General features: G+C 58.9%; 24 protein-coding genes. 9 read left to right on the top strand and 15 right to left on the bottom strand.

Annotated features, from left to right (window positions below; all coding sequences use genetic code 11):
- Positions 1–302: 302 nt before the first annotated feature.
- A complete protein-coding gene (locus tag CAF63_RS05825; RefSeq protein WP_007957480.1) occupies positions 303–1628 on the top strand; it encodes a sigma-54 dependent transcriptional regulator in 1326 nt (441 codons plus the stop codon).
- Between the two features lie 96 nt (positions 1629–1724).
- On the opposite strand, the gene CAF63_RS05820 is transcribed toward CAF63_RS05825, so the two are convergent.
- The 9 genes from CAF63_RS05820 to CAF63_RS05780 form a co-directional block, all read right to left on the bottom strand.
- Complete coding sequence (locus CAF63_RS05820) at positions 1725–3029, bottom strand: transporter (RefSeq protein ID WP_085683765.1); 1305 nt, start codon at positions 3027–3029, stop codon at positions 1725–1727.
- Between the two features lie 45 nt (positions 3030–3074).
- A complete protein-coding gene (locus CAF63_RS05815; protein WP_085683764.1) occupies positions 3075–3821 on the bottom strand; it encodes a hypothetical protein in 747 nt (248 codons plus the stop codon).
- Between the two features lie 44 nt (positions 3822–3865).
- A complete protein-coding gene (locus CAF63_RS05810) occupies positions 3866–4546 on the bottom strand; it encodes a C39 family peptidase (protein WP_085683763.1) in 681 nt (226 codons plus the stop codon).
- Positions 4547–4608: 62 nt separating this feature from the next.
- Complete coding sequence (locus CAF63_RS05805) at positions 4609–5610, bottom strand: heme utilization protein (protein WP_085683762.1); 1002 nt, start codon at positions 5608–5610, stop codon at positions 4609–4611.
- A 71-nt stretch (positions 5611–5681) separates the two neighbouring features.
- On the bottom strand, positions 5682–6254 hold the full coding sequence (locus tag CAF63_RS05800; RefSeq protein ID WP_085683761.1) for an adhesin: 573 nt from the start codon (positions 6252–6254) through the stop codon (positions 5682–5684).
- 1 nt (position 6255) lies between these two features.
- Positions 6256–6705, bottom strand: a complete 450-nt coding sequence (locus CAF63_RS05795; protein ID WP_085683760.1) for a hypothetical protein — start codon at positions 6703–6705, stop codon at positions 6256–6258.
- A 356-nt stretch (positions 6706–7061) separates the two neighbouring features.
- Positions 7062–7586, bottom strand: coding sequence for an AAA family ATPase (locus tag CAF63_RS05790; RefSeq protein WP_085683759.1), 525 nt, complete (start codon positions 7584–7586; stop codon positions 7062–7064).
- Positions 7583–8146, bottom strand: a complete 564-nt coding sequence (pnuC, locus tag CAF63_RS05785) for a nicotinamide riboside transporter PnuC (protein WP_085683758.1) — start codon at positions 8144–8146, stop codon at positions 7583–7585. The genes CAF63_RS05790 and pnuC overlap by 4 nt, the downstream gene beginning before the upstream one ends.
- Positions 8147–8226: 80 nt before the next feature.
- Positions 8227–9861, bottom strand: coding sequence for a methyl-accepting chemotaxis protein (locus CAF63_RS05780; protein WP_085683757.1), 1635 nt, complete (start codon positions 9859–9861; stop codon positions 8227–8229).
- Positions 9862–10165: 304 nt separating this feature from the next.
- Between CAF63_RS05780 and CAF63_RS05775 the strand changes: the two genes are divergently transcribed.
- Together CAF63_RS05775 and CAF63_RS05770 are read left to right on the top strand one after the other, a co-directional pair.
- Complete coding sequence (locus CAF63_RS05775) at positions 10166–10996, top strand: undecaprenyl-diphosphate phosphatase (protein ID WP_085683756.1); 831 nt, start codon at positions 10166–10168, stop codon at positions 10994–10996.
- Positions 10993–11421: a DUF1294 domain-containing protein gene (locus tag CAF63_RS05770; RefSeq protein ID WP_085683755.1), complete on the top strand. Its 429-nt coding sequence runs from the start codon at positions 10993–10995 to the stop codon at positions 11419–11421. The genes CAF63_RS05775 and CAF63_RS05770 overlap by 4 nt, the downstream gene beginning before the upstream one ends.
- Here CAF63_RS05770 and CAF63_RS05765 read toward each other — a convergent pair.
- Both CAF63_RS05765 and CAF63_RS05760 read right to left on the bottom strand, forming a co-directional pair.
- A complete protein-coding gene (locus CAF63_RS05765; protein ID WP_085683754.1) occupies positions 11418–11777 on the bottom strand; it encodes an MmcQ/YjbR family DNA-binding protein in 360 nt (119 codons plus the stop codon). The two genes, CAF63_RS05770 and CAF63_RS05765, sit on opposite strands and share 4 nt — an antisense overlap.
- Positions 11774–12682 (bottom strand): LysR substrate-binding domain-containing protein, encoded by a 909-nt coding sequence (locus CAF63_RS05760; protein WP_085683753.1) that lies wholly within the window; start codon positions 12680–12682, stop codon positions 11774–11776. The genes CAF63_RS05765 and CAF63_RS05760 overlap by 4 nt, the downstream gene beginning before the upstream one ends.
- Positions 12683–12808: 126 nt before the next feature.
- On the opposite strand from CAF63_RS05760, the gene CAF63_RS05755 reads away from it, so the two are divergent.
- A complete protein-coding gene (locus CAF63_RS05755) occupies positions 12809–13420 on the top strand; it encodes an FMN-dependent NADH-azoreductase (RefSeq protein WP_085683752.1) in 612 nt (203 codons plus the stop codon).
- A gap of 235 nt (positions 13421–13655) precedes the next feature.
- On the top strand, positions 13656–14693 hold the full coding sequence (locus tag CAF63_RS05750; RefSeq protein WP_085683751.1) for a dienelactone hydrolase: 1038 nt from the start codon (positions 13656–13658) through the stop codon (positions 14691–14693).
- 4 nt (positions 14694–14697) lie between these two features.
- Here the strand turns inward: CAF63_RS05750 and CAF63_RS05745 are convergent, their stop codons facing one another.
- Complete coding sequence (locus CAF63_RS05745; RefSeq protein ID WP_085683750.1) at positions 14698–15885, bottom strand: MFS transporter; 1188 nt, start codon at positions 15883–15885, stop codon at positions 14698–14700.
- 305 nt (positions 15886–16190) lie between these two features.
- Complete coding sequence (locus CAF63_RS05740) at positions 16191–17777, bottom strand: ABC-F family ATPase (protein WP_085683749.1); 1587 nt, start codon at positions 17775–17777, stop codon at positions 16191–16193.
- Between the two features lie 389 nt (positions 17778–18166).
- Between CAF63_RS05740 and lpxO the strand changes: the two genes are divergently transcribed.
- Positions 18167–19066, top strand: coding sequence for a lipid A hydroxylase LpxO (lpxO, locus tag CAF63_RS05735; protein WP_085683959.1), 900 nt, complete (start codon positions 18167–18169; stop codon positions 19064–19066).
- Positions 19067–19108: 42 nt separating this feature from the next.
- Here lpxO and CAF63_RS05730 read toward each other — a convergent pair whose 3' ends face one another.
- Positions 19109–19969, bottom strand: a complete 861-nt coding sequence (locus CAF63_RS05730) for a Ku protein (protein ID WP_085683748.1) — start codon at positions 19967–19969, stop codon at positions 19109–19111.
- 176 nt (positions 19970–20145) lie between these two features.
- On the opposite strand from CAF63_RS05730, the gene CAF63_RS05725 reads away from it, so the two are divergent.
- Together CAF63_RS05725 and CAF63_RS05720 are read left to right on the top strand one after the other, a co-directional pair.
- Complete coding sequence (locus CAF63_RS05725; protein WP_085683747.1) at positions 20146–20487, top strand: hypothetical protein; 342 nt, start codon at positions 20146–20148, stop codon at positions 20485–20487.
- A 39-nt stretch (positions 20488–20526) separates the two neighbouring features.
- Positions 20527–21672, top strand: coding sequence for a PQQ-dependent sugar dehydrogenase (locus CAF63_RS05720; protein WP_085683746.1), 1146 nt, complete (start codon positions 20527–20529; stop codon positions 21670–21672).
- A gap of 5 nt (positions 21673–21677) precedes the next feature.
- Here CAF63_RS05720 and rimI read toward each other — a convergent pair whose 3' ends face one another.
- A complete protein-coding gene (gene rimI, locus CAF63_RS05715; protein WP_085683745.1) occupies positions 21678–22781 on the bottom strand; it encodes a ribosomal protein S18-alanine N-acetyltransferase in 1104 nt (367 codons plus the stop codon).
- A 92-nt stretch (positions 22782–22873) separates the two neighbouring features.
- Between rimI and CAF63_RS05710 the strand changes: the two genes are divergently transcribed.
- Positions 22874–24448 (top strand): RimK family protein, encoded by a 1575-nt coding sequence (locus CAF63_RS05710; RefSeq protein WP_085683744.1) that lies wholly within the window; start codon positions 22874–22876, stop codon positions 24446–24448.
- Positions 24449–24453: the final 5 nt, after the last annotated feature.

Here is a 24453-nt window from a genome sequence, read left to right as displayed (position 1 = left end):
TCGGTTGGGCTTACCGTTCGGCGATACTTGTACTGATGCACGCAACCTGCTGGCAGGTCACACAGAATTTGAAGAAATTTCGACTTTCTTTCAGATCGTCAGTCTTCGACCTGTCTTTGAAAGCCTGATGAAAGAAACAAGTAGATAGCTGACTAATAAACAAGCTTCTTATAACTGCTTCAGTTGTACATCTATAAGCAATCGATACAAGGCGCCGTCAAATTCTTGCTAATGTTACAGCCAGGTCTGCCAAATGACTGTTTTTTCAATCATTTCCTTTAATTTGGCGCCAAGGAACAGTCATGAGCGAAGCGCCTGCGTTACGACGTTTATTGGTAGTCGACCCTTGTGACGACTGTCACCGATTGCTGCCCGGTTTGCGTGCCGTAGGCTGGGACGTGGACAGCTGCAGCCTGGAGAATGCCGCCGATCGTTCCTGCGATGTTGGTCTGTTGCGCCTGCAGCCTTTTCACCTGGAACGCCCCGAGGCGGTCAAGGAGTTGATCAGCCGCAGTGGCACCGAATGGATCGCCGTGTTGAATCAGGAAGTGCTGCGCTTGCAGAACGTCGGCGATTTCGTCTGCGAATGGTTTTTTGACTTCCATACCTTACCGTTCGACGTCTCGCGGGTGCAGGTCACCCTTGGTCGCGCGTTCGGCATGGCACGCCTGCGCGGTCAGGGCACGATTCACGTCGATCAGCCGGAACATGAGTTGCTGGGCGACAGCAAACCGATTCGCGAGCTGCGCAAGCTGCTGAGCAAACTCGCTCCCACCGAGTCGCCGGTTTTGATCCGTGGCGAAAGCGGGACCGGCAAGGAATTGGTCGCCCGCACCCTGCACCGGCAGTCGCAACGCCACAGCAAGCCGTTTGTGGCGATCAACTGCGGGGCGATTCCCGAGCATTTGATCCAGTCCGAGTTGTTCGGCCACGAAAAAGGCGCGTTCACCGGCGCTCATCAGCGCAAGGTCGGGCGTATCGAAGCGGCGAATGGCGGCACGTTGTTTCTCGACGAAATCGGCGATCTGCCGCTGGAGCTACAGGCCAATCTGCTGCGATTCCTCCAGGAAAAACACATCGAACGGGTCGGCGGCAGTCAGCCGATACCTGTGGATGTGCGGGTGTTGGCAGCAACGCACGTCGACCTCGAGGCCGCGATCGAGAAGAAACGCTTTCGTGAGGACCTGTATTACCGGCTCAATGTGCTGCAAGTCGTGACCGCGCCGTTACGCGAGCGCCACGGCGACCTGTCGATGCTGGCCAACCATTTTTCCCATTTCTACAGCCACGAAACCGGCCGTCGTCCTCGCAGCTTCAGCGAAGACGCGCTGATTGCCATGGGCAAGCACGACTGGCCGGGCAATGTCCGCGAACTGGCCAACCGTGTGCGCCGGGGCCTGGTGCTGGCTGAAGGGCGGCAGATCGAGGCCCGTGACCTGGGGCTGATCAGCCAGCAGTCGATCGCGGCACCCATGGGTACGCTTGAAGACTACAAGACCCGCGCCGAGCGCCAGGCGTTGTGCGATGTTTTGAACCGGCACAGCGACAACCTCAGCGTCGCTGCCAAAGTGCTGGGGGTTTCCCGGCCGACTTTCTACCGTTTGCTGCACAAGCACCAGATCCGCTAGGGCGCGGCGCTTCCTGAGGGCAGGAAGCTGAAAAGACCCGCTGCGATGCAAGTCGCAGCGGGTCTTTTCATGATGTTGCGTTGATTGTGTCGCGGTTTAGAAGTAGTACGGGAATTTCAGGCTGAAGGAAAAGTCCGGGGCATCGTCCGTCATGCCGATGGACAGGTTGGGCACGATGGTCAGATTGTCGGTGGCCGCAATGGTCATGCCGACGTTGAAGTAACCGGCGTTGGCGTCGCTGGACACCACCGATTCCCAATCCCCGCCATCCTGTTTCAGCTTGCTCTTGCGTTGCACCAGGTCAGACACGGAGAACGACATACTCATCTTCTCGTTCAGTGCGAAGGCAACGCCCGCACCGATCTGGAAGCTGTCGCCAATGCGTACCTTGCCCGGGTTTTTCTGGTTGACGGTCGAACTGATGTCGTCGAACGATTCCTCGAAGTTGTGGGTGTAGGACAAGCTGCCGAACAAGACCGCCGGGTCAAACGTCTTGACCAGCGAGATGCCCGGGGTGATCGACCAGACGCCGTTGCCGGTTGGCAGGGTGTCCGGCACGAACAGGTTCGAGTTGGCATCGGTCTGGCGCAACTTGATACCGAACGGGTCTTTCCCCGTAGGCGCCTTGACCCGCAAGGACACCACAGCGTCCGGGGTGTTGACCGACTCGTCCATGAACTTGTAGGCGATACCGAAGTTGACGTCGCCAATGGTCGGATCGCGAGAAACATCCTGTTCGGTGGTGACGTTGGAGGCGCCACCATTGCCGCCGCCGGACTGATACGTCGATTCGCGGTAGACCACCGGTACGTTCAGATCGAACTGCCAGCGGTTGTCAAAGTTGTAGCGTCCTGTCAGATCCAGGGTCCAGGTGTCGGCCTTGATCCGGTCGAGGTTGATGTTGCCCAGAAAGATCGAGTCGAGTGCAAGGAAGCCGTTGAGAATCAGCTGGCGGGTGTCGTAGCGTGAATAGGTCACGCCGGTTTCAAAGCTGAACTTGCCGCCGCCAAAGAAGCCGCTGGCTTCGTCGTACAGGTTGGATACGCTCTGTGCCGGTTGTGAATCATCGGCCAGCGATTGGCCGTAGGACGCGCCGCCTCCCCCGGCGGCGCCTCCCGATGCTGCTGCAGCCCCAGTGCCGTTGGCAACCCGGTTGCCTTTCATGTCGGAAGGCGATTTGGCCAGGCGTTTTGGGGGCGGAGAGGCGGGTTGATCTTCGACCTGGCGGACCCGTTGTTCGAGTACCGCCAGGGCTTTTTGTTGTACTTCGTATCGTTGCTTAAGCTCCAGAAGTTCCTGTTTAAGGGCTTCTACATCCGCATCAGGTGCTGCTTGCAGCATCGCCGCGGGGAGAAGAGTACTCAAACATACAGCGGCACGCAGTGATACTGATCGATACATGAATAAGCCGTCCCTTTAAGCCCAATGATCGAGACTCAGCGTAGTTCAATATCCGATATTGCGTAGTGCCCTTAGTTGAGTGAGATTGCAGTCCAGTGCACCGGCAGTCATGCCGTTATTGTTCAGCACCACGTTAAGTTGCGTCAGATTGTTGACCACGTTGGCATTGCCCAGCAGGCGAGTGTTTTGCAGCAGTCCGCCCTGGGCGACCTGTTGCAGTGCTGCGCCTTGATTGCCAGAGGCCTGGATGGCCATCTGGACGCCGCCGTTAGTGGCCGAAACCGCTACGCTGCCGGCGGCGTTGCTGCCGGTTATCGTTTGTCCGGCCATCAGGGCCTGGCCCTGTACCGGCACCAGTGCGGGGGCCTGGCTGGCTTCTTTGACGTTGATCGCAACGTTGTTGTAAGCGGTGTTGCCATCGCCGGCGGCGCGCACACTCTGCGTCACGCCCTGGCTGGTGTTGAGTCCCGCGCCACCCACGACCGTGCCGGTACCCAGTTCAGGAGTACTGCCATTGCCGTGTTCCTTGATGGTCGAGACATAAAATTCGGGTTTTACCGAAGCTGCCTGCAATTGCATCGAGGCTGACGCTCCGATGAGATCTCCGCTGGCATTGCGCCAGGTACTGCTCATGACGACACCGAAGCTGATGATCCGGCCCGGCATGACATAACGACCGCGTAGCTCTGCGAGCTCCTGGTCCTTGATTTCAATGGGTTTGAATCCTGCATTGGCGTAGCCTGAAGCGCTCGCTGCCAGGCAGGCGGCGGCCAGCCAGTATGAGGTTTTCATCTGCTGCTCCCGGGACATCCAGCCCCACTCTTTATAATCGGCGATTAAAAGAAGTCGCTCTGTATGAACCCGAAGTCCATCAATTCAGCATCTTTGACAGGGTTGAAACTATCCAGCTTGTTTTTGGCCGTTAGTGGCACCGGAGGACTGCGTAGTGCATTTGTTTTGTCATATCCGGGACCAACGATGGCAAAGACAATACCGTTCCAGCCTTTGACAAAGTCATCATGGGCGTAGCGTTTGTGTCCTAAAACCGGGTCTCCGATGTAAACCCAATCCTTGTCCGCCCGCTGCAGCACCACGAAATGCTTGTAGCCGCGAATTTCCATCAGTACCACCACCGGAATAGTCACTGCGTCGAGTTTTTCCCGGGGAATCTTGTAGCCTCTGGCGCGCATGCCGATGCTTTCTATATAGCGCTTCATGTCCAGCATGGAAAAACCTTGAGTACGGACAAGGTCCTGGTCTGCATTGACCAGCATGCCTTTGATGACGTGCTCTTCATCGACGTCGAGCCAATAGGCCTGGCGCAAAACCGTAGCCAGCGCAGCGGCACCGCAGCTGAAATCGGTTTTCTGTTGAACGATGTCAGCGAACTTGCGCTCACGAATACTTTGCACGTCTTTATAGACGAGCGTGCCACCTGGCAGGGCAGCGACGGGCATCTGGGCAGCCTGGGTCAGGCCAGAGATGCAAAGGAAAGCGAGGAGGGCAGTCTTACGCATGATCGATACGCCTTTCGGACTGAGGAAAAGCCCCGTTTCCGGGGCTTTCGTTTCGATCGCGATTACATGCAGGCTTTGCAACCTGCGGCGATGGACAGCGAGTTGCTTTGTTGGTTGCCCACACCTGCCGATACGTTCGCTCCGCCGTTGCCGGAGAAGTTGTTCATCGAACCGGTCATGGTTGCGGTGTTGGTTACAGGGTTTTTCCAGCCATCTTTGGTCAACACTTGTTGAGTGGTGACGCCAGCGAGGCCAAAGGTGCCCACAGCTTCGAACTTGGCTTTTTGGTCATCGTTGCCGCCGTGGCCGCCGCCACGGTTGCCATAACCACCGTGGTGGTCATCGTCTTCGATGGTCGCAGTACCTTTGGCCTTGAACACGCCAGCGGCTGCGAAAGTACCGGTGAGGGTGTCTTTTTTGTAGGTCTGCACGCCTTTGTTATCTACGACCAGGCCAGTGGAAGACTGGTTGGCAGCAGCAGCGGCAGTGGCTACACGACCACCCGATACGGCGATTGCCAGGTTGTTTTTCTGTTGATTGAAGTTGCCGGAAGTCACGTTGATGCCGATGTTCCCGGAACCGTTGTTGCCAGCGTTGTTAAGTGTAGCGGTGTTGGTGGTCGACGAGTTTTTCACATAGTTGTTGTTGTTGACTTGAGTGGCACTCGAGGCAGCAACAGCAGTACCGAAGATGAAACTTTCGTCGGCGGTGGCCAGTGCGGCGGCGTTGTCTTGTTGGTTGCCGTCGCCGGCTGCAACGTTGGCGCCCATGTTGCCGTTGGAGTTGTTCAGCGAGTTGTCAGCCCTCGCATCGTTTTTAGTGCCCTGGTTTTTCACCACGTTGCCATCGCTGTTTTGTGCATCGAGCACTGCAGCGCCGGCGCCGGCGGTAATTTGCAGAAGTTGTTCCAGGGTAGGGCCTTTTGGACCATGGTTGTTGCCATGACCATTGCCGTGCCCATTACCATGACCGTGATCATCATCACGACCGCCTGCCTGTGCTGCGATTGCCATCACTGCTGCGAGAGCGAAAACCAGTGGTTTGAGGGCCATTGTAGGTTTCATGGTGTTTCTCCGTCGTGCTTATTAGTTGGTTAAGTGTTGGTACTTTCTAATTGCACTGCTTCTTGTTTGGGTCAGTCTGCGACCCGGATGCTCAGGGTGTTAGCCATTCGGTTCCCCACCCCGGCACTCTGGTTCACCTGGATTACCCCGCGGCTGCCGGTGAAGGCCTGATCACTTGTCGTGACCTGGCGACTGCCGGGTGAGGTGCCAGTTGCTCCTGAGCTCGGTAACAACGCCACGTTCTGTTGGGAAAGGGCGCTATCGTCAACGGCCTGCGGGGCAGCACTGATGCTGACGCGCGTGACGTTGGCCATCTGGTTGTTGGCCCCGGCGCCCTGGTTCACGCCCAGGATCCCGTTGCCATTACTGAAAGAGTTGCCGCCGATGTTGGCGCTCGCATTGATCGAGCGGTCGGCAGGAGTGTCGATTTTCTGTTTCACGCTGGTGGTCGCGTGGGATTCGGTGCCAATGGCGATCGCCTTGACGTTGGCCTGTTGCATCTGGTCGCCGGCGGCCTGGTTGACGTTGAAGTTGCCGCGGTACTGAACGCCGGAGTCTTGAATGTTCGCGTTGTGCACAGCGCTTGGGTCGGCCATCACGCTGGAGCAACCGAGCAGGGCGAGCAGGAGCAGGGAACGATTCATGTCATTGGCCTCCAGCCATGCGGGTCAACGGAGCAAGACCGGAACTCATCGCACGGTTGACGGTATTGGAAATCGAGCCGCCGGCACCGCCGCCATGGCCGCTGCTCATGCCGGGCAGGCCGTTCTGGTTGGTCAGGTTGTTCATGCCGGGCAGGTTGGAGCTGGGGGTATTGATGTTGCCGCGGATGGAAGAGCCGCTGGCGACACTGGCGAAATCGCCATCACTCAGTTCCGTGTTGCTCAGGGTCGAATTGACCCGGGCCGAAGGGTTGGCATTGACGGTGGTCGGGTAGGGGTCTTTGCCGCCACTGCGGCCAATCGGGATTGGCTGGACGTCACGATTGAGCACGATCACGCCATTGCCTTCGGCCTGAACGTTGAAACTGAGGAAAGTGCTGGCGGCTGATCCGATCAGCAGAAGGCAGGTAAAGGCTTTGTTGATGTTCCCCACGGCGGCAATTCCTTCTTCAGTGGGCTGGGCCAGGTCAGCGTTGTGAAGGAGAGAGCGAAAGCTGTGCCGCTTTTGAAATATCTTTCAGTTTCAAGGGGTTGTGTGGATTGGAGGCAGGACTGATACACAAGCTGTTTCATCACTGAAACAAGTCACTGCCTTCGCAACCCCATAAAGTCATTGCAAAGCTCTGGAACAAGGGTTCGCGCACAAGTGTTTCAGCTACGTAACAAGTCGCATGACAAAGGGGTGAAGGGCGCTGAGACGGGCACTTTGCACCCGCAGGGGTGTTTCAGGAACGGACACTTTGGCCCCAAAACAGGGGGAAGCGCGGGGCATTCGCCCCGAAAACCGGGTCAGTCCGCGAGCAGGGTGCGCACCGCGTCGAAGGCTTGCTGCTGGCGTTCGGCCCAGTTGCCCTGAATGATCTCCAATGGTTGATGATGGGTTCGCAGCCAGGTCTGGGTGGCCTCATAAAACGCGAGTCGTTCATTCAAGTCGGGCTGGCAGCGTTGACCATCGTCCGTCCATTCGATCTGCTCGGGGGAGAGCAGCAGGTGCAGGTCGTAATGACGCGCCAGCAACTCGGTTTCCAGCCAGGGCGGGCAATCGCCGAACAAGGTCTGGCTCCACAGGATATTGCTCAACAGATGCGTATCGAGAATCAGCAGTCGCGGCTGCTGCGCGCGTGCTGCGTCTTCCCATTGCAACTGGCCGCGCGCGATCTCGGGGATGTCGGCCAGGCAGGTATCGCGACGTTTCTGCTCGATAAACCAGCGCACATATTCGTCCACCCTCAAACCACCGAACTGCTGTTGAATTCCGGCCGCCAGCCAGCTCTTGCCCGTGGACTCGGGACCGGTCAGAACAATCACTTTCATCGTTGTAACGCCGGATCGGCACGCCATTCGCGCCAGCCTTGCACCGCGATCAGGGTGAACAGCGCATACAGCGCCGCCGTGAGGTACAGCCCTTTATAGAGGAACAGCCCGACGAAGATCACATCCAGCACGAACCACAACGCCCAGCATTGCAGGCGTTTGTGGGCCATCCAGAACTGCGCGACCAGGCTGAAGGCGGTCAGCGCCGCGTCGAGCCATGGTTGCGCAGCGTCGGTCCAGTGGGCCATGGCCGCTCCCAACAACAGACTGCCCACCGCGCCGATAGCCAGCCCCTGCGCAATCGAGCGGTTGTCGAGCCGGCTGACTTCGCGCCCGTCATGCATCGTCCCGGCCCGCGTCCACTGCCACCAGCCATACACTTGCAGCCCGGCATAAACCACCTGCAGCAGCATGTCCGAATACAACTTCACCTCGAAGAACACCCAGGTGTAGAGCGACACCATGACCAGCCCGATCGGCCAGCACCACGGATTCTGTTTGACCGTGAGCCACACGGCGATCACACCGAGGGCGGCCGCAAACAGTTCAAGCCCGGACATGCAGGATCCTTGGGGGGAGTAAAAGGGAACGGATTGTACCGAAAAACAGATGGGAAACGAGTTCCCACCTGTAAGGGAGGTCAGACGCGGAACTGACGCAGCAAACCGTTCAATTGTTCGCTGAGCTGGCCCAGGCGCACGCTGGCCACGCTCGACTGTTCCGCTGCCAACGCGGTGCTGTGGGACAAACCGGCCGCCTGGGTGACGTTCTGATTGATGTCTTCGACCACATGCGCCTGTTGCAGCGTTGCGCTGGCAATCGAGGCGTTCAGGCCGTTGAGGTTGCGCAGAGCCTGGCCAATGGCGTTGAGGCTGGCGCTGGCCAGGCCCGCCTGCTCGATGGTCAGTTGCGAAGCCTTGCTGCTGTCTCCGATGACCTTTACGGCGGCTTCGGAGTGATTTTGCAGACGTTCGATCATCGTCTGGATCTCGGCCGTGGACTTTTGCGTGCGCTGTGCGAGCAGGCGCACTTCATCGGCAACCACCGCAAAACCGCGTCCCTGTTCACCGGCGCGGGCCGCTTCAATCGCGGCGTTGAGGGCGAGCAGGTTGGTCTGCTCGGCAATCGAGCGGATCACCTCCAGCACACTGCCGATCTGCGTGCTCTCGGTTGCGAGTGTGCGGATCACTTCGACGGCCTGGTCGATGGTGCCGGACAGCTTGTCGATCTGTTGCAGACTGCCGTCGATATTGATCTGGCCTTGTTGGGCCTGGGCTTCGGCGTCGCGCATTTCGCTGGCGGCGTGTTCGGCGTTTTTCGCCACGTCCTGCACGCCGTAGGTCACTTCGTTGACGGCGGTGGCCACCAGCTCCATCTGCTGCGACTGCTGCTGGCTGCGCTGCTGGGCCTGAGTCGCATCATTGCCCAGTTCGCTGGACGACTGCCCCAGTGCACTGGCGGACACCTGCAACTCGCCGATCACTCGACGCAGCTTGGTGGTAAAGGCATTGAAGTGATGGGCCAGTTGGGTGACCTCATCCTGGCCGTGGGTGTCGAGGCTGCGGGTCAGATCGCTTTCGCCGCTGGCGATGTTCGCCATGGCGTTCACGGTTTCCTGCAACGGGCGGACGATGCTGCGGGCAATCAGGATCACCAGCAACGCCATGATCACCGCAATGACCAGACCCACCACGGACGCCTTGATCACCTGGCCCTGGAACTCGGCCTGAACGTCATCGACGTATACGCCCGAACCGATGACCCAGCCCCAAGGCTCGAACAGCTTCACGTAGGAGGTCTTGGCCACCGGTTCACTGGCGCCGGGTTTGGGCCAGCGATAATCGACCATCCCGGCGCCCTTGGCCTTGGCGATGGCGACCATTTCGTTGAACACCGCGAAACCGTCCGGGTCGCGAATCGCCGAGAGGTTCTGGCCTTCAAGCTTGGGGTTGGTCGGGTGCATGACCATCTCGGGCGTGAGGTCGTTGATCCAGAAGTAGTCGTTCTGGTCATAGCGCAGGCCACGGATCGCGGTCAGCGCCTGTTTTTGCGCCACATCGCGGGTCAAGGTGCCCGCAGCTTCAAGGCCTTGGTAATAGGTCAGCAAACCGCTGGCGGTCTGTACCACATGCTGGGTTTTCTGGGCTTTGGCATGGTACAGATCGTCATGAATCTGCTTGAGCATCAACACGCCCAACGTCAACAACATGACCACTGCCACAATCAAGATGAGCCACAAGCGTCGGCTGATCGACACACTGCGCAAGCTGTTCATAACGCGGTCACTCCGGATTCTTTTTCTTGTAATAAACCACCGCCAGCATCCAATCACGTTTCGGTGACCGGGCATACGCGACCCAAGTCGTATAACGCGGCAGCGCTATTACGGCTTGTCTGTTAGGATTTCGGCGCCGCGCGTGAAAACCTGAATCCAAATTGATTTTTCACGGAATTTTGACTGTTTCGTGTGGATCCTGTGCGTGCGGAATCGGTACAGCTTCAACCCGCTACGCTGAACGCAGTGAACGTAAAAAAATACTATCGGGGCATGCCGCCGGGCATCGCTCTTTGGGGGATTGATGGATCTTTGGACCGCCTTGCAGGCATTGATTCTAGGAGTTGTAGAGGGGCTGACGGAGTTTTTGCCCATTTCCAGTACCGGACACCAGATCATTGTCGCCGACTTGCTCGATTTCGGAGGCGAGCGGGCCATGGCGTTCAACATCATCATCCAGCTCGGCGCGATTCTCGCGGTGGTCTGGGAATTCCGGCGCAAGATTCTCGACGTGGTCATTGGCTTGCCGACCCAGCCGAGTGCGCGGCGTTTCACCGCCAACCTGCTGATCGCCTTCCTGCCCGCCGTGGTGTTGGGCGTGATTTTTGCTGACTTGATTCACCATTATCTGTTCAACCCGATCACCGTGGCCGCCGCACTGGTGGTGGGTGGGATCATCATGTTGTGGGCCGAGCAGCGACAACATGAAGTGCACGCCGAAACCGTCGACGAGATTCGCTGGACGGATGCGCTGAAAATCGGTTTTGCCCAATGCCTGGCCATGATCCCGGGGACATCGCGCTCCGGCTCGACGATTATCGGCGGCCTGTTGTTCGGCCTGTCGCGCAAGACGGCTACCGAGTTCTCGTTCTTCCTGGCCATGCCGACCATGGTCGGTGCGGCGGTATATTCGGGTTACAAGTACCGCGACCTGTTCGTTCCGGCCGACTTTCCGGTGTTCGCCATCGGTTTCGTCACGGCGTTCATTTTCGCCATGATCGCGGTGCGCGGCCTGCTCAAGTTCATCGGCAGTCACAGCTATGCGGCGTTTGCCTGGTACCGGATCGTCTTCGGTCTGGTGATTCTGGCGACCTGGCAGTTCGGTTGGGTCGACTGGACGGCCGCCCAGCCATGAGTGATTCCCGCGCACGCCGCCCGGATCGCGGTCCTTCCGGTGGCAATATCCAGCACTTGAAATTGAAACTGGTGGTGCTGCTGATCGTCTGCGCGTTGCCACTGTTCGGCTCATTGTCGATGTGGCTGCGCGGGATTTCCCTGGTGCCGCTGACGGCCTACGGGCCGGTCAGCGTGCTGGCGTTTTTCCTGTACTGGGCGGACAAGCGCAAGGCCCGCGCCGACGCCTGGCGTACGCCGGAGAACATTCTGCACGCGGTGGAACTGGCCGGTGGCTGGCCGGGCGCATTGATCGCCCAGCAGGTGTTCCGGCACAAGACGCGCAAGGTGTCGTTCCAGATTCTGTTCTGGATGATCGTGGCGTTGCACCAGATATTCTGGGTCGATCAGTTGTTTCTCGGTTCGAACCTGCTGGCGCTGTTTTAAAGCAGCAGCCCGATCTGCACGCGTTTGGGCAACTTGCTCACCACCAACTGGTGAGAGCGTTGCAGCAGTCCTTGAAGTTCCTCGGCGCCCAGCGGGTAGGGCGGGTGCATGATGATCCATTGCGCTCGTGCCAGATACGGCGCCGGGTGAATGCCCGGCCGGTCGCAATGACCGAGAAACAGGTCCTTGTCGACCTTGAATGCCAGTGAGTCGCCGCGCAAACCCTGCAAGGCAAACATCTTGTTGCCGGCAATCGAAAACACCCGCACGCCACCCCATTTGTAATCTTCCCGGGCACCGGGCAAGGCCAGGCAGAACTCCGCAACATCCTTTTCGCTCATCTTTCCTTGTTTCATAACAGCCGCTCTCCACAGGCATTGAATGATTCGACCAGGTGATCGATCCACGCGCGAACCGCCGGCATCACCCCGCGCCGATGCGGATACACCGCTTGCAGCCAGCCGCCGGGCAGTGACCATTCAGGCAGCAATTGCACCAGCGTGCCGTTGTTGAGTTCCGCTTCGCAATACATCATCGGCAGCAAGGTGAAGCCCTGACCGGCCAGCACACAGGCTTTGCGCACAATGAAATCATCGATCCCCAGCCGGGCCTCCAGCGCCAGATCGCAACTTTTTCCAGTCTGATCGAGCAGGCGCACATGGACCATGCGATCGGCCTCCAGTGCGCCGAGCACCGGCAAGTTTTTCAGGTCTTGCGGGTGACTGATCTCGACGCCCTCTATAAAGGAAGGACTCGCCACCACCACCATTTGCGCCTGACGCAAACGACGGGTCACCAGCATCGGGTCTTCATCGCCATGTTCGCGTACCCGCAGTGCCACATCGATGCCTTCGGTGATCAGATCCACCCGGCGGTTGATCAGGGTGACCTCCAGCTGTACCTGCGGGTATTTGTCGAGGAAGTTGCTGATCACCACTGGCAACATTTCATGAGCGAGCCCAGTCGGGCTGGAAACCCGCAGTCGTCCGCGGGGCTCACTGGACATGCTGGCCACCGCTTCATCGGCCATTTCCGCTTCCAGCAACATGGCCTGGCAGTGCCGCAGATAACGCTCGCCAACGGCGGTCAGCTTCAACTGGCGGGTGGTGCGTTGCAGCAGGCGTGCGCCGAGGCGCTCCTCCAGCTCGGCAATCCGTCGCGACAGGCGTGATTTGGGGATGCCCAGCAGTCGCCCGGCAGCGGCGAATCCGCCGGCCTCGACCACTTTGGCGAAATAGTAGAGATCGTTGAGGTCTTGCATGGGAAGTCCAACTGTTCTATCAGTGGGACGAACTATCGCATTGTTGCCGTCTAATCAGCTATTGGTTTCGTCGGTAGGATTGTCTCCATTCCGTCGCCACCGGCGATTCATTCCAGGAGATTCCACATGAAACTGCTGCACATCGATTCGAGCATTCTGGGCGACAACTCCGCTTCCCGTCAGTTGAGCAGTCAGGTCACCAAAGCCTGGCAAGCCGCCGAGCCAAACGCTGTCGTGACCTACCGCGACCTGGCCGCCGACGCCATCAGCCATTTCTCGTCGACCACCCTGGTGGCCGCCGGCACCACCGCTGAACTGCGCAACGCCGCCCAACAGCACGAAGCCGAACTGAGCGCCACCACCCTGGCCGAGTTCATCGCTGCCGACGCCATCGTTGTCGCCGCGCCGATGTACAACTTCACCGTTCCGACTCAACTGAAGGCCTGGATCGACCGCATCGCTGTCGCCGGCCAGACTTTCCGTTACACCGAAGCCGGCCCCGAAGGCCTGTGCGGTGGCAAGAAAGTGGTGATCGTTTCCACCGCCGGTGGCATTCATGCCGGTCAGGCCTCGGGCGTAGCTCACGAGGAATACCTGAAACTGGTCTTCGGTTTCCTCGGCATCACCGACATCGAAATCGTCCGCGCCGAAGGTCTGGCTTACGGTGAAGAGGTTCGCAACAACGCCATGAGCGCAGCCCACACCAAGATCAGCGAGCAACTGTTCGCCGCCGCGTAAGGCTTGCGTAAAGAACAGCTCCTGTTCAGGCAATCGAAAAAAAACTCTGTATTCTGGTTCTGCAAGGGCCAGATACGGAGTTTTTTGTTTCTGACTGTTACATAATCTGGCCCGGGTTATGCAGTCTGATGATCAACGTCTGAGTGCAACGCCGCGCCGGATCACCGAACCACGGAGTTTCGGGCGTCGAACACAACGGATCTTTCGATTGAGTAACAACAGGGTGGGGCATCCCATGATGCGTCTTTGTGCAGCGTTACTGATTTGCCTGCTCGGCAGCCTGACTTCAGTGCACGCTGCGCCTGGGCAACACCCGCGCTGGAGCGTCGGCTATCACGAGATGACGTTCCTCGATCCACTGGATCTGCAACCGATGCGCGCCATCGCGTTCTACCCCTCCAGCGACCGAGAACACATGAGCCTGCTCGAAGGCTATTCGGTCGAGGCCGGCGAAGACACCAAAGTCGCCATTGGCCGTTTCCCGATGCTCATGCTCTCCCACGGCAACACCGGCACGCCACTGGCCCTCCACGATCTGGCGACGTCCTTGGCGCGCAAGGGCTTTGTGGTGGTGGCGGTGATTCATCCGGGCGACAATTCCAAAGATCACAGTCGCCTCGGTACATTGAGCAACCTCTACGGACGGCCGATCCAGATTTCCGAAGCCATCACCGCGACGCTGGGCGATCGCATGCTCGCGCCATATGTCAACGCCGAACAGGTTGGCGTGATCGGCTATTCGGCAGGCGGCGAAACGGCGTTGATTCTGTCCGGTGCACAGCCTGATCTGGATCGTCTGCGCCGTTACTGCCAGGAGCGCCCGAACGACCGCGATGCCTGCAACACTCAAGGTGAGCTGATTGTCGACCGTGACGACTTGCAGCCGGTGGCAGATCCGCGTGTGCATGCCTTGTTGCTGATGGCGCCGCTGAGTCTCAAGTTTGGTCGTCACACCCTGGCCGATGTGCATGTGCCGGTGCTGCTCTACAGCGGCGACGGCGACAAGCTGGTGGCCTTCGATAAAAACGCCGCTGCCCTGGCGCGTAAGCTGCCGACCGCGCCGGACTTCAAACTGCTGGCTGGGGCAGGGCACTTTGTGTTCATGGCGCCGTGCACCGAAGAGCAGATCCTCGCCATGCCGGCGCTGTGCACCGATGCCGATGGCGTCGACCGCGAAGACATCCACCGCAACCTGATTTCCGAGGCCGGGCGGTTCTTCTCCCATGCCTTGGGCAGGCCGACTCGCGCGGGGATGCAGACGGCGGATCAGTGAGCGTTTACGCCATGGCCCGGCGCTTGAGCAACAGGGTCAATCCCAGTCCGGTCACGGACAGCACGGCCGCACTGAAGAAAATCCACGAATAGCCCAGATTCAGCGCCACCGCGCCCATCAACGGCCCGGCAATCGCCAGCGCCAGATCGAAAAACACCGCATAAGCACTCAGCCCGGCGCCGCGACTGGAGTTGGGCACTTGCTTGATCGCCTCGACGCCCAGCGCCGGGTACACCAGCGACAACCCAAACCCGGCCAGACCGGCGCCAATCAAGGCATACGCGGTCGAGGGCGCCAGCCACAGCATCACCAGCCCGACGGTTTCGATGGTCATGCAGGCAATCGCCGAGGTGAATCCACCGAAACGCCCGATGGCCGAAATGAATAGCAGCCGCGACAGAATGAAACACACGCCGAACACGGTCAGGCAGTACGCTGCGCCGGTCCAGCCGCGATTGAGGTAATACAGAGTAATGAAGGTGGTCAGCGTGCCGTAGCCAATCGACGCGAGACTCAGACTGGCGCCGAACGGTGCAATCCGCCCGAACACCGCCCAGAACGGCAGCCGTTCACCGCGCACCACCGGCACCGACGGCTTGTTGCGGATCAACAGCAGTGCGCCGGCCGAGAGCAGCGACAACGCAACCCCAAGGCTCTCGAACCCGTAATCGGCGACCATCACCACACCCAGCGGCGCGCCGATGGCAATCGCACCGTAAGACGCGATACCGTTCCAGGAAATCGAGCGCGCGGTGTGTTCGACGCCGACTTGACCCATGCACCAACTGATGGTGCCGACGCCGATCAGACCCTGGGCGATCCCCAGCAGCAGGCGACCGACGATCAGGATCGACAGGCTCAACAACGGCAAGCTCTGCAGCAGCGTCGAAATCAGCGTCAGCACACCGCTGAGCACAATCCCTGACAAGCCATACACAATCGCCCGCTTGGTGCCGACGGTGTCCGACATGCGCCCGGCCATTGGCCGGCTGAGCAGAGTGGCCAGGTATTGCGAACCGATCACCAGCCCCGCGATCACTGCACTGAAACCCAGTTGCTCGTGCACGTAGCCGGGTAATACCGCAATCGGCAGGCCGATGCAGAGGAACGCGATAAAGGTATAGAACACGATGGAGACGATCTGCAGGGTGATCGCCATGGAGCTTTGCGGAGGCTTTTGCTGCGCAGACATGAGGACTCGTTCGCGGGCGGCGGTGGGAGAGTTCGCATCATGGCTTGGCGGTGAAATAAAAGAAAGCAGGCTAACTATCGTTTCCACGTTTCCACGTTTCCACGTTTCCATGTTGATCGTTCCCACGCTCCGCGTGGGAATGCAGCCCGGGACGCTCCGCGTCCCTTCCAGAGCTGGAACGCGGAGCGTCCCTTGAGGCGTTCCCACGCAGAGCGTGGGAACGATCAGCACGCAGAGAGCGTGGGAATGAGAAAAAAAAAGCCCCGTCACAAGGACAGGGCTTTCTGTTTACCGCTCGTTTCGACTCAGAACACCACGCCTTGGCTGCGCAGGTAATCGTCGTAGGTGCCGCTGAAGTCGGTCACGCCGTTCGGGCTCAGCTCGATAATGCGCGTGGCCAGGGACGATACGAACTCACGGTCGTGGCTGACGAAAATCAGCGTGCCCGGATAGTTTTCCAGCGCCAGGTTCAGCGCCTCGATCGATTCCATGTCCAGGTGGTTGGTCGGTTCGTCCATCACCAGTACGTTCGGCTTTTGCAGGATCAGCTTGCCGAACAGCATGCGACCTTGTTCACCACCGGAAATCACCTTCACCGACTTGAGGATCTCGTCGTTGGAGAACAGCATGCGACCGAGGGTGCCACGGATCACTTGCTCGCCCTGAGTCCACTGACCCATCCAGTCGAACAGGCTGACGTCGTCTTCGAAGTCGTGAGCGTGATCCTGAGCGTAGTAGCCCAGCTCCGCGCTTTCGGTCCACTTCACCGAACCTGCGTCCGGGGTCAGTTCGCCCATCAGCGTGCGCAGCAGGGTGGTCTTGCCGATACCGTTCGGACCGATGATCGCGACGCGCTCGCCGGCTTCAACAGTGAAGCTGAAGTTCTTGAACAGGGTCTTGCCGTCGAAGCCCTTGGACATCTGCTCGATGGTCACGGCCTGACGGTGCAGCTTCTTGGTCTGTTCGAAGCGGATGAACGGGCTCACGCGGCTCGATGGCTTGACCTCGGCCAGCTGGATCTTGTCGATCTGCTTGGCGCGGGAAGTGGCCTGCTTGGCTTTCGAGGCGTTGGCCGAGAAGCGGCTGACGAACGTTTGCAGTTCGGCAATCTGGGCTTTCTTCTTGGCGTTGTCCGACAGCAGTTGCTCGCGGGACTGGGTCGCCGCGGTCATGTACTCGTCGTAGTTGCCCGGGAACAGGCGCAACTCACCGTAGTCCAGGTCGGCCATGTGGGTGCAGACGCTGTTCAGGAAGTGACGGTCGTGGGAAATGATGATCATGGTGCTGTTACGCGCCGTCAGAATCGTTTCCAGCCAGCGGATGGTGTTGATGTCCAGGTGGTTGGTCGGTTCGTCGAGCAGCAGCACTTCCGGATCGGAGAACAGTGCCTGAGCCAACAGAACACGCAGTTTCCAGCCCGGCGCAACTTCGGTCATCGGGCCGAAATGCTGTTCCAGCGGAATGCCCAGACCCAGCAGCAGTTCACCGGCGCGGGATTCGGCGGTGTAACCGTCCATCTCGGCGAACTCGGTTTCCAGCTCGGCCACGGCCATGCCGTCTTCTTCGCTCATTTCCGGCAGCGAGTAGATGCGATCGCGCTCGGCCTTGACCTTCCACAGCTCTTCGTGGCCCATGATCACGGTATCGATCACGGTGAATTCTTCGTAGGCGAACTGATCCTGGCGCAATTTACCCAAGCGTACATTCGGCTCCAGCATGACCTGGCCGCCGGACGGCTCGAGGTCACCGCCGAGGATCTTCATGAAGGTCGACTTGCCGCAACCGTTGGCGCCGATCAGGCCATAACGGTTGCCGTTGTTGAACTTGACCGAAACGTTTTCGAACAGCGGCTTGGCGCCGAACTGCATGGTGATGTTAGCTGTAGAAATCAAAGGTTTTTCCTGCGAAGCATTCTGAGAAGCGAGGTGCGGCTGGAGCGCTTGGCCCGAGTCAAAGTGCGCTGAGGCGGGGCAATTCCCGTCATCAACCAAGGGGGCGCGTAAAGTTTGGCGGCGATTGTACTGGTCTGGCTCTTTAAACGATAGGGCAGTGACACCCGGATTGCCGATTGGCGCAATCGCGGGACAGTTTTTCACAGATGAAGGTTCACTATTGGTTACAAACTGTGGCTAAAATGCCATCCATTCACTCAATGCCTTGTACGGCATGGGCTCAAGGATGCGCCACCGGGACGCTTTTTGATATCAGACCACTGCCACAGACCTTGGGCCACAGCCCTAAAGGCGCGCAGTTTGTTCACTTCTGACGTGTGACGATTTCCGTGAAACTCATCATTGCCGCTGTATATGTCATTTCCATTGCATACGTTCACCTGCGCGGTCGCGTACGCCACAAACTCGGTCGTCAACTGAGCGATCACTCGACGTTTCTGGCGCCGATCAACTGCTTCCTCTATCTATTCTCGAAGAAACCCAACACGCCTTACCTGGATCCGAAGGACTTCCCGGATCTGAGTCCGTTGCAGACGCACTGGGAAGAAATCCGCGAAGAAGGCCGCAACCTGCTGCGCGCCGGCGAAATCAAGCGCTCGAATCAGTACGACGACGTCGGTTTCAACTCGTTCTTCAAGACCGGCTGGAAGCGTTTTTACCTGAAGTGGTACGGCGACAGCCACCCGTCGGCGCTGCAACTGTGCCCACGCACCACTGAACTGGTGCAGAGCATCGGCTCGATCAAGGCTGCGATGTTCGCCGAGCTGCCGCCGGGCTCGAAACTGGTGCGTCACCGCGATCCGTATGCCGGCTCCTACCGATATCACCTGGGTCTGGAAACGCCGAACGATGCCGGTTGCTATATCAACGTCGATGGCGAGAACTATCACTGGCGTGATGGCGAAGCCGTGATGTTCGACGAGACCTTCATTCATTACGCAGAAAACACCACCGATCAGAACCGAATCATCCTGTTCTGTGACGTCGAGCGTCCGATGAAGTATCGCTGGGCAGCGGCATTCAACGGTTGGTTTAGCCGTACCGTGATGTCGGCGGCCGGTGCACCGAACGACGCAGGTGACCGCACCGGTGGCATCAACCGCTTGTTTACCAAAATCTACAAGATTCGCCTGCGCGGCAAAGAGCTGAAAAAGCGCAATCGCAAACTCTACTACATGGAAAAGTGGGCGATCTTCGGCGGTCTGCTGGCGATCTTCATTCTGATCTGATGAATCGGGCGACTGTTGAAAGACAGTCGCCCGATTTCATTTTCATGACGCTTTTTTGGTCTTCTTCGCCGCTGTGGTCTTGCTGGCGGTCTTCTTCGCAGGTTTCGCCGGGGCTTTCCCGCCGAGGCTGCGCTTGAGCAATTCGGTCAGGTCGATAACATCGGCCGATTTGCGCTCTTCTTCGCCATCAACGGTCTCAACATCTTCGATCTTGCCTTCATGGGCCTTCTTGTCCACCAGCGCCATGATCTTGTCTTCAAACTCGTCGTTGTAATCCTCGGGCGTCCAGTCCGCTGTCATGTCTTCCACCAGCCGTTTGGCCATGTCCAGTTCACCCTTGGCAAGCTGCGGCTTGGTCACTTCGCTACCCAGCGCCAGTTCATCAAGGCTGCGCACTTCCTGCGGCCAGCGCAGCTTCACCAGCACCAGCGCCGACTCCAGGGGCATCAACGCCGCCAGATACTGACGCGTGTGTAAAACCACGCGGGCGAGGGCAACCTTCTGGGTTTTGTTCAGGGTTTCACGCAGCAAGGCGTAGACCTTGCCACCGCGCTTGTCCGGGGCCAGGTAATAGGGCGTGTCGATGTTCTGCAACGGGATCTGCTCGCTGTCGACGAAGGCGAAAATGTCGATGGTCTGGGTCGACACCGGGTGCGCCGAACGGATTTCTTCTTCGCTGAGCACCACATAGCGGCCTTTTTCGAACTGCACACCTTTGACGATGTGCTCCTTGGTGACTTCCTTGCCGGTCACCTTGTTGACCCGTTTATAGCCGACCGGGTCCATGCTGCGGCTGTCGAGCCAGTCGAAATCCACACCCTGCGAGGATGTTGCCGACACCAGCGCCACGGGGATGTGCACCAGACCGAAACTGATTGCGCCTTTCCAGATTGCCCGAGCCATGTGCTGTTCTCCGAGTGATGTTCGGGTGACCTGCGGTCGCGCGTGAAAGTTTCCAGAAGTTGCTGACGGTCAAGCCGTGTTACATCTTGTTTATCGGGAACGGGTTAACAAATCCGAACCCTAGGCGTAGCGTGGACTCGAAGGCTCCAACCCACGTGCATCGAGAGAGGCCGTCCATGAACCGTTTTCTGTTTGGCATCGCTTTGCTGGCCTTGAGTGGCGGGCTGGTTCACGCCGATTCCCCGATGTCGTCTTCATTCCCGTTGCTGGCGCAAAGTCCGACCGGCAACAGCAACAACCCTTACAACAGCCCGATCCGCCGGGCCAATCCAAACAGCATGCAGGGCACACAACCCAATGCGCCGGCCATCCGTGGGCCGAACACCGTTCCGGTGCCGCGTCCACCCACTCTGGAAAACCGTGGTATCGGCAACGGTCAGCCGTTGCGCTCCGTCCCGAGCACACCGCCAACCTTCATTCTCAATCCCCCCGTCCGTGACAGCGGAAGCAACCGTTGAATGGCATTCAGCCTCTCAAACGAACAAAAGGAATCGTGCATGTTGCGTAAAACTCTACTGGCCGGTCTGTGTGCCAGCGCTGTGATCTGCTCCCCGGCATTCGCTGCCGCTCCCAAAGAACTGCAAAGCGAGCAGGGCACTCTTGAAGTCACAACGATTACCCAGGGGCTCGAGCATCCTTGGGCCTTGGCGTTCCTGCCGGATCGTCAGGGCATGCTGGTGACCGAACGCCCCGGCAACCTTCGTGTGGTGGGCGCTGACGGCAAACTGTCCGCTCCGATCACCGGTGTGCCGGATGTCTGGGCCAAGGGGCAGGGCGGATTGCTTGACGTGGTGCTATCACCGGACTTCAAACAGGATCGCCTTGTATACCTGTCCTACGCCGAGGGCGGCGGTGCGGGTGGCACCGCCGGCACGGCCGTCGGGCGCGGTCGTCTGTCGGACGACCTGAAAGCCCTGAAAGACTTCAACGTGATCTTCCGTCAGGAGCCGAAACTGTCGGTCGGCAACCACTTCGGCTCGCGGCTGGTGTTCGACCGGGACGGTTATCTGTTCATCACCTTGGGCGAAAACAACGACCGCCCGACCGCACAGGATCTGGACAAGCTGCAAGGCAAAGTCGTGCGGATCTACCCTGACGGCAAGGTGCCGGATGACAATCCCTTTGTCGGCCAGTCCGGCGTACGCCCGGAGATCTGGTCCTACGGCCACCGCAATCCCCAAGGCGCTGCGCTCAATCCGTGGACCGGCACCCTGTGGGAAAACGAGCACGGACCTCGCGGTGGCGATGAGGTGAACATCATCGAACGTGGCAAGAACTACGGCTGGCCGTTGGCGACCCACGGCATCAACTACTCCATGCAACCGATCCCGGAAGCCAAGGGTAAGACCGCCGAAGGCACGGTAGGGCCGCACCATGTCTGGGAAAAATCCCCGGGCGTTACCGGCATGGCTTTCTACGATGCCGATCGCTTCAAACCCTGGCAGCACAACGTCTTCATCGGGGCACTGGTGACGCAGGAACTGATCCGCTTGCAGTTCGACGGCGACAAGGTGGTGCACGAAGAACGTTTGCTGGGTGAGCTGAAACAGCGGATCCGTGATGTGCGCCAGGGACCGGACGGTTACCTGTACGTGCTGACCGATGAGTCCGACGGTTCGTTGTACAAGGTCGGACTCAAATGATCCTCTCATGCGGGTGAGCGGGCGTAGAGCACCACCGCCGCCCGTAACTTGCCACGACCGAAGCGGCACATTTTCTCGAACTCCCCATGGCTGACCGGCACGTGCTGGCAGTCCATGGGCTGGCGATGCTGGCTGTGATCGACGTCCGGGTCATGCAGGTAGACGAAGTCTTCATCGCAGTCGGTGACGATCACCCAATGCGGCGACTTGGAGCGGGTCAGGCGATAGCTGCTGATCAGCACCAGAGGTTGTCCACCGTTGGCCAGCAGCGTGGGTAAATCCAGCGCTACGCCGATGACTTGATCGACATCGGTGTCGTTCAGTTGCGCCATGAACTCGTCATGCACCAGGCGCATGACGTCTTTTTTATGCGCATCGCGCACGCCGTCGAGAAACAGCGGCCCGCTCATGCTCAGTTGCAAACGCACTCTGAAACCCCGGCGCCACGCCGCCAATGCCAGGCCTTGCGGGCTGCAACCGCCATGGCCGGCCGTCATGAACACCGTGGTTGCTTCGCGCCACAACTGCAACTCTTCGCGCCGCTCCATCAAACGACCGGCCTGCAACGCCCCCATGGCCATCAGCAGGCAGGCCGGGCCGCATGTGAAATCGGTGGTTTGTCGATAATAGGGAACCTTGATGTTGCGCGAATCGCGGTGCTGGAGAATGCGTTTCTCCAGACGCAGCGCGTCGGCGTGATCTTCGTAGTAGTCATGGATCAGCGCAAAGCGCCGGTAACCGTTGCGCTCGTACAGAGCGATGGCGGCCGGATTGTCGGTGCGCACTTCCAGTCGCAAGTAGGCGCAGTCGTGCTCAAGCGCGCAGGACTCGATTCGCTGCAGCAATTGCTTGCCCAGACCAGTGCCGCGCGCTTCGGGAGCAATCGCAATCGAATACAACCGGGCCAGCGAGGTGCCGCGATGAAACAGCACCAACGCATACCCAGCCAGTTGACCCTCTCGTTCGGCCACCCACAATTGCCCGTGGGCCCGGGTGATCATCCATTGGAAACTGCGGCGGGTGAGCCGGTCCGTGGTGAAACAGTGCATCTCCAGCGTGAGCAACGCTGGCAAGTCATCAACGACTGCCAGGCGAAAAACAGCATTCATATGACCACCGTAAAAGTTGCGTAACGAAACGGGACTTTCGAAAAACTTCGTGCTTAATAGAAAAGGTCTTGTTCTCCAACGGATCAATTTCTATGTCAGCGGTACAGGGTCATTGGCGCGAAGTATCCAGTCAAAGTTTGCCACCGGCAACTTATTTAAAACCGAAGATCAGAACTTCCAGTCAAGTGTTGATCATTGTCGAACGCAAGGAAGACTGGGCCTCGTATTTCCCCAGCGAAGACATCCTGACGGCCCAGGAATACCTCGAACAACCACCCGACAGCGAGCCGGGTAAACGGGTGCAGGTGATCAATCTGTGCCGCAGCTACAAGTACTTGGGGCACGGTTACTACTGCTCGCTGCTGGCTGAAGCCCGAGGGCACAAGGTGATTCCATCGGTGCGCACCATAAGCGAACTGACGCGAAAATCCCTTTACGGCCTGGCGCTGGACGACCTGGATAAAACCCTGGAAAAAGCCCTCAGCCATCATCTCTACAGCGACACCGAAGGTTTTACGCTGACACTTTATTTCGGCAGGACGCATATCGAGCCGTTGCAGGATCTGGCCCGACAATTGTTTGAAGTGTTTCCGTGTCCGATTCTGTTAGTTGAATTTCGTCGAACTAACGGCTGGCATATCGAGGGTATAAAGTCCGGGGCCCTGCACAAGTTGCGCGACGATCAGGAAGATCAGTTCGCCAATGCGCTGGACGGCTTCAGCCGCAAGATCTGGCGCGTTCCGCGTTCGCCGCAAGTGGCACGTTATGACCTGGCGATCCTGCATGATCCGCAGGAGGCGTTGCCGCCGTCCAACGTCCGCGCGCTGGAAAACTTTGTGCGGGTCGGCAAGGGCATGGGCATCGATGTCGAGCTGATAGAACGCAAGGATTACGCAAGGCTGGCCGAGTACGACGGTTTGCTGATTCGCGAGACCACCAGCGTCGACAACCACACTTACCGTTTCGCCAAGAAGGCCGAAAGCGAAGGGCTGGTGGTGATGGATGACCCGACGTCGATCCTGCGCTGCACCAACAAGGTTTACCTCACCGACCTGCTCAACAGCCATCAACTGGGCATGCCCGCCACGGAAATCCTCTACAAGGAGCGACCCGAAGATTTCGAGCAGGTCGGAGAACGCCTTGGGTTTCCGCTGGTGCTGAAGATCCCGGATGGTTGCTTCTCCCGTGGCGTGATCAAGGTTGAGAGCCAAGAGGCTTTGCTGGAGGCCACCGCCGAGCTGTTCGCACATTCGGTGCTGTTACTGGCCCAGGAATTCTTCTACACCGAGTACGACTGGCGCATCGGCGTGCTCAACCGCAAACCGATCTTTGCCTGCCAGTACTTCATGTCCAAGGGCCACTGGCAGATCTACAACCACAAGGCCAAGGGCCAGGACGTCAACGGCGAATGCCGTACGCTGGCAATTCACGAAGCACCGCGCGCGGTGGTGGAACTGGCGGTGAAGACCGCGAACCTGATCGGCGACGGCTTGTATGGCGTTGATCTCAAACAGGCCGGTGACAAAGTGGTAGTCATCGAGGTCAACGACAACCCAAACCTCGACGCTGGCATCGAAGACGCGTACCTGCAGGACGATCTGTATTCGCTGGTGCTGGAAGAGTTCGTGCGGCGCCTCGAACTCAAGCGCCGCGGCCAGGCCTGGTGACCGGC

The organism is Pseudomonas sp. B20(2017) (genome assembly GCF_002113125.1).
Taxonomy (GTDB): Bacteria; Pseudomonadota; Gammaproteobacteria; order Pseudomonadales; family Pseudomonadaceae; genus Aquipseudomonas.
This window is presented reverse-complemented; position numbering and strand designations above follow the sequence as displayed.